Origin of the sequence: Aromatoleum tolulyticum, assembly GCF_900156155.1 — a bacterium.
GTDB lineage: Bacteria > Pseudomonadota > Gammaproteobacteria > Burkholderiales > Rhodocyclaceae > Aromatoleum > Aromatoleum tolulyticum.
In genome coordinates this window covers 117,953-133,138 of the sequence record NZ_FTMD01000002.1, presented here as the reverse complement: position 1 = coordinate 133,138, position 15,186 = coordinate 117,953, and the positions used below count along the sequence as shown (strand labels likewise).

Here is a 15,186-nt window from a genome sequence, read left to right as displayed (position 1 = left end):
TACGGAAATAACGTTACATCACCAAACGACGGCGCGGAAGGAGAACTTTAATGACGGAACCCGAAAACGGGCGCGGCGCACTGGCCACCAGCGGCATCGCAGCCGTCTTCGCTTCGGCCTGCTGCCTGGCCCCTCTCGCGCTGGCCGCGTTGGGCATCTCGGGCGCGTGGATCGGCAACGTCGCCGCGCTCGAGCCGTACCGCCCGATCTTCGCGGGCACGGCGCTGGTGGCGCTGTTCCTTGCTCACCGGCGCATGTTCGGTTCGGCGCAGGTCTGCAAGCCCGGCGACGCGTGCGCGGTGCCGCGGGGGCGGACCGGCCGCAAGGCGATCTTCTGGGCGGTCGCAGCCCTGGTCCTGGTTGCCCTCGCCTTTCCGTATATCGCACCGTCGTTCTTATGAAGCCTTCAACAAGCCCCAGGCGAGCGGCGTCATTCGACTGCCGCCCCGACAGGAGGTGATGCATGGATAACCGCACCCTGCTCAAGACCGGCATCACCGGCTCGGTGATCGCCGCCATATGCTGCGCAACCCCTGTGCTCGCGATTGCGCTCGGCATCGTGGGGCTGTCGGCCTGGGTCGGCTGGCTCGATTACGTGCTGATCCCCGCACTCGTCATCTTTGTCGGCATCACGGCCTACGCCTTGTATCGCCGACGGGCGGAAACGGACTGCTGCGAAGTTGAAATCGGACAGCGGACGAAGAAAGGCAGTATGAAATGAGTAGCCGCGTCCTTCACGCCACCGGTGAGACCTGCAATTCCTGCCCAAGCCAGGTCGAGCATTCCCTGCATGTTGCCGTGATCGGCAGCGGCGGTGCGGCGATGGCCGCTGCGCTGAAGGCAGTCGAACAAGGCGCGCGCGTCACGCTGATCGAACGCGGCACGATCGGCGGAACATGCGTCAATGTCGGCTGCGTGCCATCGAAGATCATGATCCGGGCAGCGCACATCGCCCACCTGCGACGCCAAAGCCCGTTCGACGACGGCTTGCCGCCCGCGGCGCCGACCGTGTTGCGCGAGCGGCTGCTCGTCCAGCAGCAAGCCCGCGTCGATGAGCTGCGCCACGCCAAGTACGAAGGAATCCTGGCGAGCACGGCGGCCATCACCGTGCTGCGTGGCGAAGCCCGGTTCAAGGGCCCGCACACGCTGAGCGTGGGGACCGCAGACGGCGGTGCGCGCGAGGTCGGCTTCGACCGCTGCCTGATCGCTACTGGCGCGAGCCCTGCGATTCCGCCGATCCCCGGCTTACAGGGCACGCCCTGCTGGACCTCCACCGAGGCGCTGGAAAGCAGCGCCATCCCCCCACGGTTGGCCGTAATCGGCTCGTCGGTGGTGGCGCTCGAGCTGGCGCAGGCCTTCGCCCGGCTTGGTAGCCAGGTCACGATTCTGGCGCGCAGGACGCTGCTCTTCCGCGAAGACCCGGCCATCGGCGAGGCGATCACGGCGGCCTTCCGCGCCGAGGGCATCGAGGTGCTGGAGCACGCGCAGGCCAGCCAGGTCGCCTATGCGGACGGAGAGTTCGTGCTCGCCACCGGGTACGGGGAAGTGCGTGCCGACAAGCTGCTGGTCGCCACCGGCCGCGCTCCGGCCACCGGCAGCCTGAACCTTGAAGCGGCGGGCGTAGAACTCGACGCGCAAGGCGCCATCGCCATCGACCACGCCATGCGCACCAGCGCGCCGCACATCTACGCGGCCGGCGACTGCACCGACCAGCCGCAATTCGTGTATGTGGCGGCAGCGGCCGGCACGCGCGCGGCGATCAATATGACCGGCGGCGAGGCGGCGCTGGACCTGACGGCGATGCCGGCGGTGGTGTTCACCGATCCGCAGGTCGCAACCGTGGGCTACGACGAAGCCGCGGCGCAGCGCGCCGGCATCGCGACCGACAGCCGCACCCTCATGCTGGATCACGTGCCCAGGGCGCTGGCCAACTTCGACACGCGCGGGTTCATCAAGCTGGTCGCCGAGGCCGGCTCGGGGCGGCTGCTCGGCGTGCAGGCCGTCGCGCCGGAGGCGGGCGAGTTGATCCAGACCGCAGCGCTGGCGATCCGCCACCGGATGACCGTACAGGAGCTGGCCGACCAGTTGTTCCCGTACCTGACGATGGTCGAGGGGCTGAAGCTCGCGGCGCAGACCTTCACAAAAGACGTGAAGCAACTGTCCTGCTGCGCGGGGTGAGAAGCAGGAGGCGCTCTGGATACGGAGGCTTGTAGACCGTCGCCTACAGGTTCAGGCGGAAGCCGGTGGTCAGTATGTAATCGTTCTCGAGCGCGGTGCCGTTCAAACGCTGCGAAACCGGAATCTGGATACCTGCTTCAAGCACCCATTTCCGGGTAACGTACTGCACGGTGGGCGTCAGGTACAGCGTCGTACCGCCGGAGTTCGGATCATCCTCCCCGCGCATCCTGTTCTTGCCGACGTGGACGAGGTTGGCCTCCAGCCCGCCATAGAGGAAGCCGGGAACGCCTTCGCCGAGCGTGCGGGGCCACAGACGGCGCTGCACCGAAAGGTCGAGACGGCTGGTCGCGCCGGCCCTGAAACGGTTGGCTTCGCCGTTGGCCCGGTGGGCAAACTGGATATCTCCGCCCCACTCCAGGGTCTGCCACGATGCCACCGCGCCGCCCTGCCAGTCCCACGAACCGGAACCCGGCTGGAGCGGCGGCGGCAAACGTCCCAGGCTGTCCGAAGCACCATCGCTTCCGGTGGGCGTCTTGACGCCGAGAAACGGCGCGATGCGGAACGTGTATCGCCGCCCGTTCTCCTCATGGGCCGTGTAGCGGCCCATGAGGATCAGGTCGCCGGGCCCCGCCCGGCTGCGGCTTGCGTCTCGGCCGCCCGCGTTCATCGACAGCCGTTTGTCGGCATACGGCAACATGCCGAATACGGCGAAGTCGCGGGTGACGCCGTAGCCCAGCGTCGTCACGAGGGCCGACACTTCCATCCTGCGCTTCATCGGCGAGGGATCGTCGGTGCTCTTCATGTAAATGAACTGCTCGCGCACGATCCACTCGTCCGTGGAGACGGGCAAGGCCGTGTTGAACGTAAGCGGCGCGGCGATGGCAGCGCTAGTCCACACGCCAAGGATGGCTGGCGCCACGATGCCCCTGAACGAGGGGTTCATTCGATTTCTTCCGTCGAGACATGCGCCTCGCCGGGGGTAAAACCCGCGTCATTGATCAGCTGCTTGTAGCGCACGATATTGGGCTGCGTGCCGGGCTTGAGCACGATGTGCACGTTCTGCGACTTCAGGCTCGCGCTTGCCTGCTCGACCTCGCCGGCCTTGCCGAGATTCTTTTCCAGCCCGTAGGCACAAAACGGGCAGGTCATGCCCCGGACGGCGATATCCACCACCTGGCGCTCGGCGCCAAAGGCCAGAAGGGGCACGGCAAGCGCCAAGAGCATTGCGGCAAGTCCGGGGCGAAAGGTTTTCATGGTGTTCTCCTTCGGGAAAGGGGGCTCAGGAGCCGAGCCAGATACGGAGCGGGAGCGCCAGATAGGCGGCGAAGGCACCGACACTCCAAATGACCGCCGAGACGCCAAGAACCCGACGGTTCCAGCGCAGGGCGCGCGCGCACAGGCGCCCGGCTTCCGGATCGCTCGGACAGACGCGGCCCGGCCGGTAGAGCAGCCAGCCGGACCAGAGCAGCATCAGCCCGGATCCGGCGAAGACCCACCCCTTATGCAGGGCCAGCGTGACCAGAAACGGCGCGGCGCTGCTTGCAGCGGCAACCGCGGCGCCCAGGCCCACGGTGACGAACAGGATCGGCAGCGCGCAGCAGATCAGCGTGCCGGTCGAGGTGAACAAGGTCAGCCAACTGACGGTGCGTTGCCGAATCAGCGAGCGATCGGTCTTCATGTTGCGCGCCCTGCTTTGTCGCCGACGGATTCGAGCGCCGCCAGAATCGGACAGTCATCGAGCGGCAGTGCACCGCCGCCACACTCGCCGATCAAACGATCGAGCGCTGCGGACATGGCCTGCATGGCGCGGATCTTCTCGATTCGGGCGGCCCCCGCCCGACGCCGGGCCATTACGCTCAGGACGTCGGAACACGGCCTGTTACGAGCGCGCCGCGAAAGTGCTGGACGGTCGCGAGGCCGCTCTGCTGCAATACCTGTCGCCGGTCGGCCGGATCGGCGCTGGATAATCCGTACGGCTACGGCCGCTGCGGCCTGTGTGGCGTACGGTTTTCCGTTTCCCGGGATGCTCCGATGGATCAACTCTCCCCCCTGCTCGACCGCTTTGCCCTCAGCGCCCGCGTGTTCTACTCGGGCACCCTGTGCGGCGTCACCACTTTCGAGGCGACGGATGAAGCCGGCCATCTCCACGTCGTCAGGCGCGGGCCGCTGCAGGTGCAGGGAGCCGATGGCCGCCTCATCGACATCGAGGAACCCAGCCTGCTGTTCTATCCGCGCCCCACGAGCCACCGCCTGAGGGCGCACAAGCAAACCGGTGCCGACGTGGTCTGCGCCTCGGTCGAATTCGGCGGCGGCCGCGGCAATCCGCTCGCCCGCGCCCTCCCCTCGCTGCTCGTGATCCGTCTGGCGGACGTGCCCGGCCTCGATGCCAGCGTCCGCCTGCTGCTCGACGAAGCCTTCGAACGGCGCTACGGACGGCAGGCGATCATCGACCGCCTGTGCGAGGTCGTGCTCGTCCATATGCTGCGTCATACCATCGAGCGCCACGTCGCGTCCGCAGGGCTTTTCGCGGGCCTCGCGGATTCCCGACTCGCGCGCGCGATCCATGCGATGCACGAACAGCCGGCGCGTCGCTGGACGCTGGAAGCGCTGGCGGAAACGGCCGGCATGTCGCGCGCCCGTTTTGCGGTGAATTTCCGCGAAACCGTCGGCCAGACACCGCTCGATTACCTCACCGACTGGCGCATCGGCCTTGCGCAGACCCTGCTGCGCAAGGGGCGGCCGGTCAAGATCGTGGCCGACGAAGTGGGTTACGGCAGCGCCGCCGCGTTGGCACGCGCGTTCACGGCACGCCTGGGCATGCCGCCCATGGCATGGACACGCGGCGAACAGCGGCGCGCCGGCGCGCAAACCGATTGATGCCTGTACTCTTCTGCGACTGTCGCAGCACTCCGCGAGCGCAGCGCGCACGCGCGAAACAGAGACTCCGCACGTGCGCCGCGGCCGGCCGGCCTCAATGTCCACGGTAGAGCGGATTCTCGGCCACATGGACGGTCACGCCATCAGCGCCGGGAATGATCTGCGAAAGCGGGAAATTGCGCCGCGGGATTGCGTCGAATGTCCAGGTCGTGGTCTTGTCGCCGATGCGAATGGCCACCGTCTCGAGCTGCACCACATTCAGGTAGCGGGAATCCTTACCGACAACGAACACGCGGGCCGGCGCCGCGTCGGGCGCCGCATACCCGTATGGGGCCAGCTGCCGCGGGGTGGGCTGAGCGGGCGTCGAGCCGACATGCTCGAGCCAGTGGGCCGAGCCGTTCTCCGAATACTCGGTATGCGCAGCCGCGCCGGCTGCCGCTGCAAGGATGGCGGCCGAAAATGCGATCCGGGCAGCCAGCTGGATTGCGCGAACATGTTCGGGCTGTCCCGATGCGCGCCGGGAAATATTGCTTGTCATGGCTCTCTCCGTGGTTCCGTTCGAGCGACACCCTTGCCGCTCAATGATTTAGTCGGATACGCGGAGCCGGTCCTTACAGTCTTGATGTCGATAGAAATACCGTTGGCATTATCGGTAAAGTTGCGTCACCATTCGCCGCGACAGCCGGGTCGACGTCACCCGGGTGCGCTTCGTGACGGCCGGGGATCCCATTCGCGCAGGCACCAGAGCGCAAGCCCGGGCACGACGACCCATTGAAGGAGAGGCGCGACGCCGATCCCGGCCACCGTCGGCATCGTCTCAACGTAAGCCCACGAACCGAGCTTGAAGACATGCCGCCACTCGCTGAATACCGTCCACGCGAGCCCGCTTGCCCACAGCGCCGCCAGCCCGCGCCCCGGCGCAGCCCACGGCCAGTCGATCGAACGCGCCGCGCACGCCGCGGCGAGATAAGTCCCCAGCGCGATCAGCCCGTCGCCCGCGGTGCAATGCACCACCGCCCAGGCGATGACTGCCGGCGATGCTTCCCGCCAGACGGTGTAGAACGGCAACTGGGCAAGTTCCCAGGCGAGATGCAGCACCAGCGACGCCAGCACCCACGCCCCGAGCACCCTGAACGCCGCGCTCCCCTGAATTGCGCCCACTCTCGACTGGATCACTTCACGCATCCACAGACCATAGATACGGATGAGCGTAGAAATCGCGCGGGGTTCCGCAAACACGAACTGCGCGCTGCTCACCCCGGTGAAGGCACACGCGGCAATGCTGCAGGCCGACAAGGCGTTCAAGCATTTCAGGAGTGGCGAGGCCGGGTCGGACGCAGCGCCGGGCCGCTGCAGCGAGTGCGCCGAATGCCCGAGACAGAAAATATTTCCGGCCGCTGTAAGGATCGACCCGCTCCCACGACCAATGCCCATGACCAGCTGCGCCGGACTGGCGGCCGGTCGTGCAAAAAACATCCACTTCACACGGAGGAGCCGTCCATGAAATACGCCGTCAAATGTCGCACCGTCACCGCAATGATCTACGCCGGCCTGATGGGCGCCGCGCTGGGTGTACCGCACGCCGCCTTCGCACAGGCCAACCCCTGCGCCGCGGGCGCGAGTTCATCGCGAGCGGCAAACCCGTGTGCCGCGAAAAACCCCTGCGCTGCAAGGAATCCGTGCGCGGCGAAGAACCCGTGCGCGGTAAAAGCCATCCAGCGTCCCGCCGGCTACAAGCCCTATCAGGGCAATCGCGCCGAACTGGTCGCAGCGGGCAAGAAGCTCTTCTCCGACGCGAGCCTGTCGACGAACAATTCCTCGTGCGCGACTTGCCATACCGACTACGCCGGTTACAAGGCGAGCTTCGCGCAGCCCTACCCGCATAAGGTCGAAATGGCCGCGGGCACGTACGGCATGAAGCAAATCCATCTGGACGAGATGGTGCAACTCTGCATCGTAACGCCGATGGCGGGTAAGGCGCTCGACTGGAAGTCGAAGGATCTGGCCGCTCTGGTGGCTTACGCGGAAGAACAGCAGAAAGGCTTCAAGGCACACTTGGCGAAGAATCCGTGCGCTGCGAAGAACCCCTGCGCCGCGAAGAATCCGTGCGCCGCGAAGAATCCGTGCGCCGCGAAGAACCCCTGCGCCGCGAAGAGATGACCACTGCCACGACTTCGAGGCCCGCAGCCGCCCCGTCCGCTGATGGGGCGGCTGCGGGTCTGCGCGCTTCACCGGATCTGTCGGATTTCCTGCCGGCGCTCGGGGAACTGGACCAGCGCGCCCGGCGCGAGCTCCTCGCCGCCGGAAAGGAGGTGCTCGAATGCCGCCGCGTGCTCGCCAAGGTCGGCCTCAACGTGGTCGGCGAGGTGCTGCGCGACCAGGGCGATTTCGTCGAGATGGAGCACTACCCCCACGACGACGTGTTCGATGCGGACACCCACGCCCAGTACTACTATCACGCCCACCGGGGCGAGTCCGAGCACGGTCATTTCCACACTTTCCTGCGCGCCGACGGGATGCCCGAGGGTGTCGCACCGCTGGCGTTCCCGCAAGCGAGCGAACCATGGCCAACCGGCGACGAGGCGATCAGTCACCTGGTCGGAATTTCGATGGATGCCTGGGGCGATCCGATCGGCCTGTTCGCCTGCAACCGCTGGGTTACCGGGGAAACCTGGTATCCGGCCGAAGACGTGATCCGCATGCTGGATCGATTCGAGATCGACCATGCGTGGCCCTCATGGCCGGCGAACCGCTGGCTCGGCGCGATGCTGCGCCTGTACCGCCCCTGGATCGAGGGCCTGATCCGGCATCGCGACACGGTGATCGCCGTACATCGGCGTGAGCGTCCCGACGAGGATGTGTTCGAGGATCGTTCGCTCGAGATCACCGGCTATCTGCCGGTCTCCGTCGAGCATCTGGTCGCCGCGCTGGAGGAGGCTGCATAGATTTTCAGCGCCCTGCGTAAGGTTCGTGGCCGCTTGTGCGACGAACCGGGGAGGAGACCAGAATGAACATTCGTAGCGCGCTCGGAAGATGGATCGCACCGTACCGGCAAGCGCCCGCAGATGCGCGTGCGAATGAGCTGCTCGCCAGCCTGCTCGTGATGGCGTGGATGGTGGAAGCGCGCGACCCCTATACGGGCGGGCACCTATGGCGCGTTTCGCGCTATGCCGAACTGCTCGCGGAGAAAGCCGGCCTGAGCGAGGCACAAGTCGCCCGCGTGGCGATCGGCGGCTTCCTGCACGACCTCGGCAAGATCGGCATTCCGGACGCGATCCTGCGCAAGCCCGGCCGCCTCGACGCCGACGAATACGCGACCATCCGCACGCATCCCGAGGTGGGCGCGCGCCTGCTCGCCGCGCACCCGCTCGCCACGCTGGTGCGTCCGGCGGTGGAGTCGCATCACGAGCGCCCCGACGGCCGCGGCTATCCTCGCGGCCTGCCTGACGCGGAGATTCCGCTCGACGCGCGCGTCGTCTCGATCTGCGATGCGTTCGATGCGATGACGAGTACCCGCCCCTACCGGGTCGGCATGCCGATCGAGGCCGCGCTCGACATCATCGGAGCACGACTTGGCACCCAGTTCGACACGGAGCTGGCCGGTCACTTTCTGGCGCTCGCCGACACCGGCGTGCTCGAACACATCGTTGGGCACAGTGACGACGGCATTCCGCTGCAGACCTGTGTGATGTGCGGACCGACCCTCGTCCTGACGCCGGCCAGCGCCCCCGGCGACCCTGTGTATTGCCGGTCGTGCGGCGGCGAATACTGCGTCACCGCGACACCGAACGGCGTTCTCGGCGTGGAGCCGACAGGACGCCGGGGCGACGCGCGTGCGCTGGAACCCGCCGCCGACATCGCGCTGATCGCGCGCACCGTGCAGTCTGCCGTCGGGCGCGTATCGCTGCCCGACATGCTCGCGAGCCTGCCGCAGAGCTGTCCCGCATGACCCGCCTCTCCAACGTGATGCGTACTGCATGTCGTCCCGAAATCGCCTGTTCGGCGCTGAAGGTATCGCTCGTGGTCGGCGTGATGCTGAACCTGGTCAATCAGTGGGGTGCCGTTTTCGGCGGCGGGCCGGTCGACTGGGGGCGCGGGTTGCTGAACTTTCTGGTTCCGTATTGTGTATCGAGCTACAGTGCGGCGCTGAATGCGACCCGGAAATGCACGAGGAATGAACCATGAAGAACAACGTGCCCCAGACCACGGCCGCCCTGTGGGACGACCCGTCGATCGTGGCGATCCGCCGCGACATGCTGCGCTTCGCGCAACTGCAGTTGCGGGACAGCGGCGCGGCCGAAGACATGGTGCAGGAAGCGCTCATGGCGGCCATGAGCAACGCGAAGAGCTTCGCCGGACGCGCGGCGCTCAAGACCTGGATGTTCGCGATCCTGCGCAACAAGATCGTCGATTACATCCGCAGTTCGTCGCGCGAGATCTGCGGATCGGACTTCATACAGAACCCGGGCGCCGACACCGACATTCAGGATTTCGATGCGCTCTTCGACCGGCGCGGTTTCTGGAATCCGGACGACCGCCCGGCCACCTGGTCCGACCCGGATGCCTCTCTTGAGCAGAAGGAATTCTGGGCGGTATTCGACGCCTGCCTGAACAACCTGCCCGAACAGATCGCCCGCGTCTACATGATGCGGGAATTCCTTGAATTCGAGACCGGCGAAATCTGCCGTCAGCTCGGCATTTCGAACGGCAACTGCTGGGTGATCCTGCACCGCGCGCGCATGGGACTGCGCGAGTGCCTGGAAAACCGCTGGTTCCAGGGAGGGGCCATCGCATGATGAACTGCAAGGAGGCGACCCGCCTCATGTCCGAAGGGTACGAGCGCAAGCTGACGCTGCGCGAGCGTCTCGCACTGAAGATGCACAGGCTGATGTGCATCGGCTGCACCAACTACGGCAAGCACCTGGGCTTCCTGCGCAGGGCCGCGCAGCGCTTGCGCGAAGGGGGCGCCGGTAGCGAGCGCTGAGGCCGCACCCTGCCCACCCGAGGAGCACGCGATGGGATTCATGCTGGGACGCGTGGGGAACTGGCTCGGGCGCGCCCTGAGCCGGCCGACCCATGTCCACACCCTCTCGCAACCGACGCCGGTCGCGGACCTGCTCGCCTGCCTGCGCCCCGGGGACGTGTTGCTGGTCGAGGGGCATTCGCGCATCAGCACCGCGATCAAGTACCTGACGCAGTCGACGTGGTCCCACGCGGCGCTGTACGTGGGCGATGCCCTGAATGGCCGCGCCCCGCCCGACCACTGCTTTGTCGAGGCCGACATCGTCGCCGGCGTGCGCAGCATCGGCATCGGGGAGTTCGCCAGTCTGCATAGCCGCATCTGCCGCCCCAGCGGGCTCTCGGACGAGGACTGCGACGCGGTCGTCGCCTACGCGATCGCCCGCATCGGTCATCAGTACGACCTGCGCAACGTGTTCGATCTCGCCCGCTACCTGTTGCCGACTCCGCCCGTGCCGCAGCGCTTCCGCCGACGCATGCTCGCATTGGGCAGCGGCGATCCGACCCGTGCCATCTGCTCGACGCTGATCGCCCAGGCCTTCCAGTCGGTGCGCTACCCGATCCTGCCGGCAATCACGCGCCGGGCGAGCCGCGATCCGATGTGTCCGGGCTGTGTCGAGGAGATCCTCCACGTGCGCCATCACAGCCTTTTCGCACCGCGCGACTTCGATGTCTCGCCCTATTTTGCAGTCGTCAAACCCACGTTGGCGCGTGGCTTCGACTACCGCGCCCTGCAATGGGATGACCGCCCGGGGCGTGAAGACGCGCCGCGCGGCGAAGCGATGGCTTGACAAATGGACTGCACGGTCCAGAATATCCGCATGCAAACCGGCCGCCCCCTCGAATTCGATCCCGAGCTCGCGCTCGAAGCCGCGATGACGGTCTTTTGGCAACAGGGCTTCGAGGCCACCTCGCTCGCCGACCTGCTCCAGGCGATGGGCCTGTCGAAAAGCAGTTTCTACAACGAGTTCGGCAGCAAGCAGCAGCTCTTCGAAGCATGTCTCGAGCGTTTTCGCGGGCGGCAGGTCGGACGGATGCGCGAGGGCCTTTCTTCCGCCGCATCGCCACTGGACTTCGTGCGCGGCATGCTGCTCACCAATGCCGCCGAAGCGCGCCAGGACGGGCCACGGCGCGGCTGCCTCATCATGAATACCGCGACCGAGTTCGCCGGCCGCGACCCGGCGGTCGCTGGACTGGTGTCGAGCGCCGCACGGGACTTCGCGAGCATGTTCCGGGTCGCCGTCGAAATGGCCCAGGAACAGGGCGAAATCCGCCGCGACGCCGATCCGGAGATGCTCGCGGGTTACCTGCTCACCACGATGGCCGGGCTCCGAACGATGGTCAAGGCGGGTCTCCCGGCGAACGAGATCGAGCAAATCGTGGAGGTCGCGCTGAAGGCCCTGCAGTAGTTTTTTTGCGCCAGTTTTGGACCTGTCGGTCCATTTTCCCCGAGGAAGGAGAAACGCGATGCTTGCCGAATACCAGATGACCCTGCCCCCGCAATCGCTCGAAACCGCGGACGGCCCGGCGAAGGAAGTGCTGCAGAAGGCGCTGAAACAGGTCGGCTTCATCCCCAACATGTACGCCAACATGGTGCATTCGCCGGGCCTGCTGAATACCTACCTCGACGGCTACGCCGCATTCCGCAAGGAATCGGGCCTCACACCCGCCGAGCAGGAGGTGGTCTTCCTCGCCATTTCGCGCGAGAACGGCTGCGAATATTGCGTCTCGGCGCACAGTTTCATTGCCGACGCGATGTCGGGCGTACCCACCGACGTCACCGACGCGATCCGCGACGGCCGCCCCATCCCCGATGCCAAACTGCAGGCGCTCGCGGAATTCACCCGCGTCATGGTCGCGAGCCGCGGCCTGCCCGACCGCAAGCAGACCGGCGCCTTCCTTTCGGCCGGCTATGGCGAGCGCCAGATCCTCGAGATCGTCCTCGCCATTGCCGTGAAGACGCTCAGCAACTACACGAACCACCTCTTCCACACACCGCTCGACGCGAATTTCGAGGGACGTCGCTGGACGGATCCGCGCTGAGCGAGTCCCCGCCGACATGGTCCGGACGACGCTCGATGATCGTTGGCGGGACGTGGCAAGCACACCGTTCACCTCGATACAAGGAAGCAGAAATGGCAACCGTCAGCTACGTCAGTGAAGACGACGCAACCGGCCTCGTGCGCGAGGTCTATGAGGACATCCGGAAAACCTTCGGGATGCCCTTCGTCCCCAACCTGTTCAAGGTGATGGCGCACAACCCCGCCTACTTGCAGGCGAGCTGGCAACGCGTCAAGACGATCATGGGACCGGGGCTCCTCGACCGGAAGACGAAGGAGATGATCGCCGTCGCCGTCTCCGCGACGAATGGGTGCGACTACTGTGTCCGCGCCCACACCGGAGCATTGCGTGCGATGGGAAGCACGGATGGCGAACTGGTCGAATTGATGGCCGTCGTCGATCTGTTCAGCGGTTTCAACAAGATGCTGGAGGGGCTGCAGGTCGACAACGACCTGGGGCGCTGACCTGCCAACCTGCCCCGATGCGCGACACGATGGCTGACGGACCGATTCCCTGGAGGCAACACATGCAACTCACCCGACTTGATGACATCGAGGCCTGCGTCTTCGATGCCTACGGCACCCTGTTCGACTTCAACAGCGCGGCGCAGGGCGCGCGCGACGAACTCGGCGAAGACTGGCTGCGGCTCTCGGAACTGTGGCGGCAGAAGCAGCTCCAGTACACGTGGCTGCGTGGGCTGGGCCAGCACTATGCGGACTTCTGGCAGGTGACCGGCGACGCGCTGGATTTCGCGCTCGCGACGCTGCGTTTGAACCGGCCGGGTCTGCGCGCCCGGCTGATGGACCTCTATCTGCACCTGCAGTGCTATCCGGAGGTGCCGCAAACGCTTCGCCGCCTGAAGGCCGGCGGAGTGAAGCTGGCGATCCTGTCCAACGGCTCGCTGCCGATGTTGTCGGCCGTGGTGCGCAACAACGGCCTCGAGGACATTTTCGATGCAGTGCTGTCGGTCGAGGAAGTGCGGGTGTTCAAGCCGCATCCGTCGGTTTATCGACTTGCCTCGACACGACTGGAGATCGCACCGGATCGCATCTGCTTCCTCTCGTCCAACGCATGGGACGCGTTCTCGGCAAAGGCTTGCGGCTTCCGTGTGCTGTGGTGCAACCGCTTCGGCCAGGAGCCGGAACGCATCCCCGCCACGCCGGACGGTGAAATCGCCGATCTTTCGACCCTGCCGGAATGCCTCGGGCTCGCGGGAACTTCCGCAGGGGGATGACTCCGGTTGTAAGGAGGCACGGGTCGCGCGCGACTAATCACTACGAGCGCGCCCGCCGTGCCCCCGAACAACCCACCTGAGGATTCGATCATGAAAACATGCGCAAGTGGCTTGATTGCTGCCGTCGTCAGTGCCGCGTTACTGGCGGCGACTCCGGCGGGCGCGGCCGATCCCGGCGAGTGGCTGCAGCGACAGTTCAGTACGGATCATCGCGAGGTCGGTGCAACGCCCACGGCTGTATCGGTTGCCACGTCGGCACCCGGCGCCCGTCATCCTGACGGCGCGGGCCACGCCTTCGCGCAAGCCTGGCTGAAGCGTCAGTTCGCCGGCGCGACGCTGGTCGTGGCACGCAGCGAGGGAGTCGCCGGCCGCGCCGGACCGATCGAGACGGAGGACACGACATCGCCCTTGTCCAACACCTGGCTGCGCCACCAATTCACGACCGACCACCGTGGCCCGGAGACCCGTCATTGATTCGTCCACGGTGACCGCATCGCTGGACCAGATGGCGCGTGGACTCGATCCCCTCTTCGAGGTCATTGGTCGTGACGCCAGCCAGTGAATTCGCTTCCGTGCATGGCACCGTGCGCCCGGTGGCGGCGCTCGTCTGGGCCTCGCTGGCACTGGCGGTCGGCGTAGCGGCCTTCCACGCGCAGGGCGGCCGTCATCTGGCCCTGTACGCCGTCGGCCTGCTGATCGGCGCGGTGCTGCTGCGCAGCGAATTCGGTTTTACCGGCAGCCTGAGGCATTTCGTCGTAGACCGTGACCCGCTCGCCCTGCGCGCGCCGCTGGCCCTGCTCGGCCTGAGCACCCTGGCGTTCGCGCCGGCCCTGGCGATCGGCGAAGCCTTCGGGCAGCCACTCGGACCCGCGGCGGCACCCGTTGCAGTACAGGTCGCGGTCGGCGCGCTACTCTTCGGCGTCGGCATGCAACTCGCCGGCGGTTGCGGCTCGGGCACGCTGTTCAGCCTGGGTGGCGGCAACGGACGCATGCTGGTGGTGATCGTATTCTTCTGCGCCGGCTCATTTCTTGCCAGCCTGCACATGGGCTGGTGGGCGGCGCTGCCCGCGCTGGCCCCGATCGTGCTGGGCGAGCGCTTCGGCTGGCCATTGGCCGCCCTGCTGCAGAGCGCGCTGATTGCATTGCTGTGGTGGCGACTGGGGCGTGCCCGCCGTGTCGGTCTCCCACGCTTTTCGACGCCGGCACGGACGCACCGCGCGCACACCCAGTGGATGGCGGTGATCGCGCTGACGATTCTCAACCTCGCGACGCTCCTGCTCGCCGGCCACCCGTGGACCATCACCTGGGCCTATGCGCTGTGGGGCGCGAAAACGGCCGTGCAATTCGGTTGGGATCCGGCAAGCTCCGCTTTCTGGCAGGCCCCGTTCCAGTCGGCTGCGCTCGCCCGCGGGGTGCTCGACGACGTCACCTCGCTGATGAATATCGGGCTCGTGCTCGGTGCGGGCGGCAGCGCGCTGGCGGCCGGGCGCTGGACGCTGCGTTTCGACCACCGCCCCGGTGCGATGATCGCGGCGGCACTGGGAGGCGTGCTGATGGGATACGGTGCGCGCATCGGCTTCGGCTGCACCATCGGCGCGCTGCTTTCGGGCGTGGCCTCGACCAGTGTGCACGGCTGGCTCTGGTTCGTCGCGGTGCTGCCGGGGACCTGGCTCGGTGGCAGACTGCGACCGTGGTTCGGATTATGAGTCGTGGAGGGCAGAGCGAAAGCGCGAGTCTCGTTGTAAGGATCGCGGCGCAGGGGACGACTAAGCCATGTGCCCGCAGTAAAAGCATGCGGTCTCTAGCTGCAACACCCC

The 15,186-nt window shown here is 66.5% G+C and carries 23 protein-coding genes; 17 read left to right on the top strand and 6 right to left on the bottom strand.

The window, feature by feature from the left end; genetic code table 11:
* Positions 1–50: 50 nt before the first annotated feature.
* The 3 genes from merT (at position 51) to merA (ending at position 2,178) form a co-directional block, all read left to right on the top strand.
* Positions 51–401, top strand: coding sequence for a mercuric ion transporter MerT (gene merT / locus BW991_RS03190; RefSeq protein ID WP_076600650.1), 351 nt, complete (start codon positions 51–53; stop codon positions 399–401).
* 62 nt (positions 402–463) lie between these two features.
* On the top strand, positions 464–721 hold the full coding sequence (gene merF / locus BW991_RS03185; protein ID WP_076600649.1) for a mercury resistance system transport protein MerF: 258 nt from the start codon (positions 464–466) through the stop codon (positions 719–721).
* A complete protein-coding gene (gene merA, locus BW991_RS03180; RefSeq protein ID WP_076600648.1) occupies positions 718–2,178 on the top strand; it encodes a mercury(II) reductase in 1,461 nt (486 codons plus the stop codon). The genes merF and merA overlap by 4 nt, the downstream gene beginning before the upstream one ends.
* A 43-nt stretch (positions 2,179–2,221) precedes the next feature.
* Here merA and BW991_RS03175 read toward each other — a convergent pair whose 3' ends face one another.
* From BW991_RS03175 to BW991_RS24320, 4 genes are read right to left on the bottom strand one after another with little or no spacing between them, the layout of a single operon-like run.
* Positions 2,222–3,121: a transporter gene (locus BW991_RS03175; RefSeq protein WP_076600647.1), complete on the bottom strand. Its 900-nt coding sequence runs from the start codon at positions 3,119–3,121 to the stop codon at positions 2,222–2,224.
* Positions 3,118–3,432, bottom strand: a complete 315-nt coding sequence (locus BW991_RS03170) for a heavy-metal-associated domain-containing protein (protein ID WP_076600646.1) — start codon at positions 3,430–3,432, stop codon at positions 3,118–3,120. Before BW991_RS03170 ends, BW991_RS03175 begins: the two co-directional genes overlap by 4 nt.
* 25 nt (positions 3,433–3,457) lie before the next feature.
* On the bottom strand, positions 3,458–3,856 hold the full coding sequence (locus BW991_RS03165; protein ID WP_076600645.1) for a hypothetical protein: 399 nt from the start codon (positions 3,854–3,856) through the stop codon (positions 3,458–3,460).
* Positions 3,853–3,981 (bottom strand): hypothetical protein, encoded by a 129-nt coding sequence (locus BW991_RS24320; protein WP_280174115.1) that lies wholly within the window; start codon positions 3,979–3,981, stop codon positions 3,853–3,855. Before BW991_RS24320 ends, BW991_RS03165 begins: the two co-directional genes overlap by 4 nt.
* A 228-nt stretch (positions 3,982–4,209) precedes the next feature.
* Here BW991_RS24320 and BW991_RS03160 point away from each other — a divergent pair, with 228 nt between their 5' ends.
* Positions 4,210–5,055: an AraC family transcriptional regulator gene (locus BW991_RS03160; protein ID WP_076600644.1), complete on the top strand. Its 846-nt coding sequence runs from the start codon at positions 4,210–4,212 to the stop codon at positions 5,053–5,055.
* Positions 5,056–5,149: 94 nt separating this feature from the next.
* On the opposite strand, the gene BW991_RS03155 is transcribed toward BW991_RS03160, so the two are convergent.
* Entirely contained in the window at positions 5,150–5,593 is a 444-nt protein-coding gene (locus tag BW991_RS03155) for a CzcE family metal-binding protein (RefSeq protein WP_076600643.1), read from the bottom strand.
* Positions 5,594–5,748: 155 nt separating this feature from the next.
* Entirely contained in the window at positions 5,749–6,294 is a 546-nt protein-coding gene (locus tag BW991_RS23475; RefSeq protein ID WP_212566852.1) for a hypothetical protein, read from the bottom strand.
* 129 nt (positions 6,295–6,423) lie between these two features.
* Here BW991_RS23475 and BW991_RS03145 point away from each other — a divergent pair, with 129 nt between their 5' ends.
* The 13 genes from BW991_RS03145 to BW991_RS03085 all read left to right on the top strand — a co-directional run bounded on the left by BW991_RS03145 (position 6,424) and on the right by BW991_RS03085 (position 15,075).
* Positions 6,424–7,215 carry a cytochrome c peroxidase gene (locus BW991_RS03145; protein ID WP_244551592.1) on the top strand — a complete coding sequence of 264 codons (792 nt, stop codon included), beginning with the start codon at positions 6,424–6,426 and terminating at the stop codon, positions 7,213–7,215.
* Positions 7,212–8,000 carry a DUF6969 family protein gene (locus BW991_RS03140; protein WP_084204965.1) on the top strand — a complete coding sequence of 263 codons (789 nt, stop codon included), beginning with the start codon at positions 7,212–7,214 and terminating at the stop codon, positions 7,998–8,000. Before BW991_RS03145 ends, BW991_RS03140 begins: the two co-directional genes overlap by 4 nt.
* A 62-nt stretch (positions 8,001–8,062) precedes the next feature.
* Positions 8,063–9,004, top strand: coding sequence for an HD-GYP domain-containing protein (locus BW991_RS03135; protein ID WP_076600641.1), 942 nt, complete (start codon positions 8,063–8,065; stop codon positions 9,002–9,004).
* A complete protein-coding gene (nrtS, locus tag BW991_RS03130) occupies positions 9,001–9,240 on the top strand; it encodes a nitrate/nitrite transporter NrtS (protein WP_076600640.1) in 240 nt (79 codons plus the stop codon). The genes BW991_RS03135 and nrtS overlap by 4 nt, the downstream gene beginning before the upstream one ends.
* Positions 9,237–9,851 (top strand): sigma-70 family RNA polymerase sigma factor, encoded by a 615-nt coding sequence (locus tag BW991_RS03125; protein ID WP_076600639.1) that lies wholly within the window; start codon positions 9,237–9,239, stop codon positions 9,849–9,851. The genes nrtS and BW991_RS03125 overlap by 4 nt, the downstream gene beginning before the upstream one ends.
* Positions 9,848–10,039, top strand: coding sequence for an anti-sigma factor family protein (locus tag BW991_RS03120; RefSeq protein WP_076600638.1), 192 nt, complete (start codon positions 9,848–9,850; stop codon positions 10,037–10,039). The genes BW991_RS03125 and BW991_RS03120 overlap by 4 nt, the downstream gene beginning before the upstream one ends.
* A gap of 31 nt (positions 10,040–10,070) precedes the next feature.
* A complete protein-coding gene (locus tag BW991_RS03115) occupies positions 10,071–10,865 on the top strand; it encodes a YiiX/YebB-like N1pC/P60 family cysteine hydrolase (protein WP_076600637.1) in 795 nt (264 codons plus the stop codon).
* Positions 10,866–10,895: 30 nt separating this feature from the next.
* The gene (locus BW991_RS03110; RefSeq protein ID WP_076600977.1) at positions 10,896–11,483 is read left to right on the top strand and encodes a TetR/AcrR family transcriptional regulator; all 588 of its coding nucleotides are present in this window, start codon (positions 10,896–10,898) and stop codon (positions 11,481–11,483) included.
* A gap of 58 nt (positions 11,484–11,541) precedes the next feature.
* Complete coding sequence (locus BW991_RS03105) at positions 11,542–12,117, top strand: carboxymuconolactone decarboxylase family protein (RefSeq protein WP_076600636.1); 576 nt, start codon at positions 11,542–11,544, stop codon at positions 12,115–12,117.
* Positions 12,118–12,209: 92 nt separating this feature from the next.
* Positions 12,210–12,599, top strand: a complete 390-nt coding sequence (locus BW991_RS03100; protein ID WP_076600635.1) for a carboxymuconolactone decarboxylase family protein — start codon at positions 12,210–12,212, stop codon at positions 12,597–12,599.
* Positions 12,600–12,661: 62 nt separating this feature from the next.
* Positions 12,662–13,369, top strand: coding sequence for a haloacid dehalogenase type II (locus BW991_RS03095; protein ID WP_076600634.1), 708 nt, complete (start codon positions 12,662–12,664; stop codon positions 13,367–13,369).
* A gap of 90 nt (positions 13,370–13,459) precedes the next feature.
* Positions 13,460–13,843: a hypothetical protein gene (locus tag BW991_RS03090; protein WP_139335889.1), complete on the top strand. Its 384-nt coding sequence runs from the start codon at positions 13,460–13,462 to the stop codon at positions 13,841–13,843.
* 71 nt (positions 13,844–13,914) lie between these two features.
* Entirely contained in the window at positions 13,915–15,075 is a 1,161-nt protein-coding gene (locus BW991_RS03085; RefSeq protein WP_170879035.1) for a YeeE/YedE family protein, read from the top strand.
* The last annotated feature ends 111 nt before the right edge of the window (positions 15,076–15,186 follow it).

Excerpts from the sequence above, each read along its gene's own strand:
- merT (WP_076600650.1), top strand. The coding sequence starts at position 51 with ATGACGGAACCCGAAAACGGGCGCGGCGCACTGGCCACCAGCGGCATC.
- merF (WP_076600649.1), top strand. The coding sequence starts at position 464 with ATGGATAACCGCACCCTGCTCAAGACCGGCATCACCGGCTCGGTGATC.
- merA (WP_076600648.1), top strand. The coding sequence starts at position 718 with ATGAGTAGCCGCGTCCTTCACGCCACCGGTGAGACCTGCAATTCCTGC.
- BW991_RS03175 (WP_076600647.1), bottom strand. The coding sequence starts at position 3,121 with ATGAACCCCTCGTTCAGGGGCATCGTGGCGCCAGCCATCCTTGGCGTG.
- BW991_RS03170 (WP_076600646.1), bottom strand. The coding sequence starts at position 3,432 with ATGAAAACCTTTCGCCCCGGACTTGCCGCAATGCTCTTGGCGCTTGCC.
- BW991_RS03165 (WP_076600645.1), bottom strand. The coding sequence starts at position 3,856 with ATGAAGACCGATCGCTCGCTGATTCGGCAACGCACCGTCAGTTGGCTG.
- BW991_RS24320 (WP_280174115.1), bottom strand. The coding sequence starts at position 3,981 with ATGCAGGCCATGTCCGCAGCGCTCGATCGTTTGATCGGCGAGTGTGGC.
- BW991_RS03160 (WP_076600644.1), top strand. The coding sequence starts at position 4,210 with ATGGATCAACTCTCCCCCCTGCTCGACCGCTTTGCCCTCAGCGCCCGC.
- BW991_RS03155 (WP_076600643.1), bottom strand. The coding sequence starts at position 5,593 with ATGACAAGCAATATTTCCCGGCGCGCATCGGGACAGCCCGAACATGTT.
- BW991_RS03145 (WP_244551592.1), top strand. The coding sequence starts at position 6,424 with ATGCCCGAGACAGAAAATATTTCCGGCCGCTGTAAGGATCGACCCGCT.
- BW991_RS03140 (WP_084204965.1), top strand. The coding sequence starts at position 7,212 with ATGACCACTGCCACGACTTCGAGGCCCGCAGCCGCCCCGTCCGCTGAT.
- BW991_RS03135 (WP_076600641.1), top strand. The coding sequence starts at position 8,063 with ATGAACATTCGTAGCGCGCTCGGAAGATGGATCGCACCGTACCGGCAA.
- nrtS (WP_076600640.1), top strand. The coding sequence starts at position 9,001 with ATGACCCGCCTCTCCAACGTGATGCGTACTGCATGTCGTCCCGAAATC.
- BW991_RS03125 (WP_076600639.1), top strand. The coding sequence starts at position 9,237 with ATGAAGAACAACGTGCCCCAGACCACGGCCGCCCTGTGGGACGACCCG.
- BW991_RS03120 (WP_076600638.1), top strand. The coding sequence starts at position 9,848 with ATGATGAACTGCAAGGAGGCGACCCGCCTCATGTCCGAAGGGTACGAG.
- BW991_RS03115 (WP_076600637.1), top strand. The coding sequence starts at position 10,071 with ATGGGATTCATGCTGGGACGCGTGGGGAACTGGCTCGGGCGCGCCCTG.
- BW991_RS03110 (WP_076600977.1), top strand. The coding sequence starts at position 10,896 with ATGCAAACCGGCCGCCCCCTCGAATTCGATCCCGAGCTCGCGCTCGAA.
- BW991_RS03105 (WP_076600636.1), top strand. The coding sequence starts at position 11,542 with ATGCTTGCCGAATACCAGATGACCCTGCCCCCGCAATCGCTCGAAACC.
- BW991_RS03100 (WP_076600635.1), top strand. The coding sequence starts at position 12,210 with ATGGCAACCGTCAGCTACGTCAGTGAAGACGACGCAACCGGCCTCGTG.
- BW991_RS03095 (WP_076600634.1), top strand. The coding sequence starts at position 12,662 with ATGCAACTCACCCGACTTGATGACATCGAGGCCTGCGTCTTCGATGCC.
- BW991_RS03090 (WP_139335889.1), top strand. The coding sequence starts at position 13,460 with ATGAAAACATGCGCAAGTGGCTTGATTGCTGCCGTCGTCAGTGCCGCG.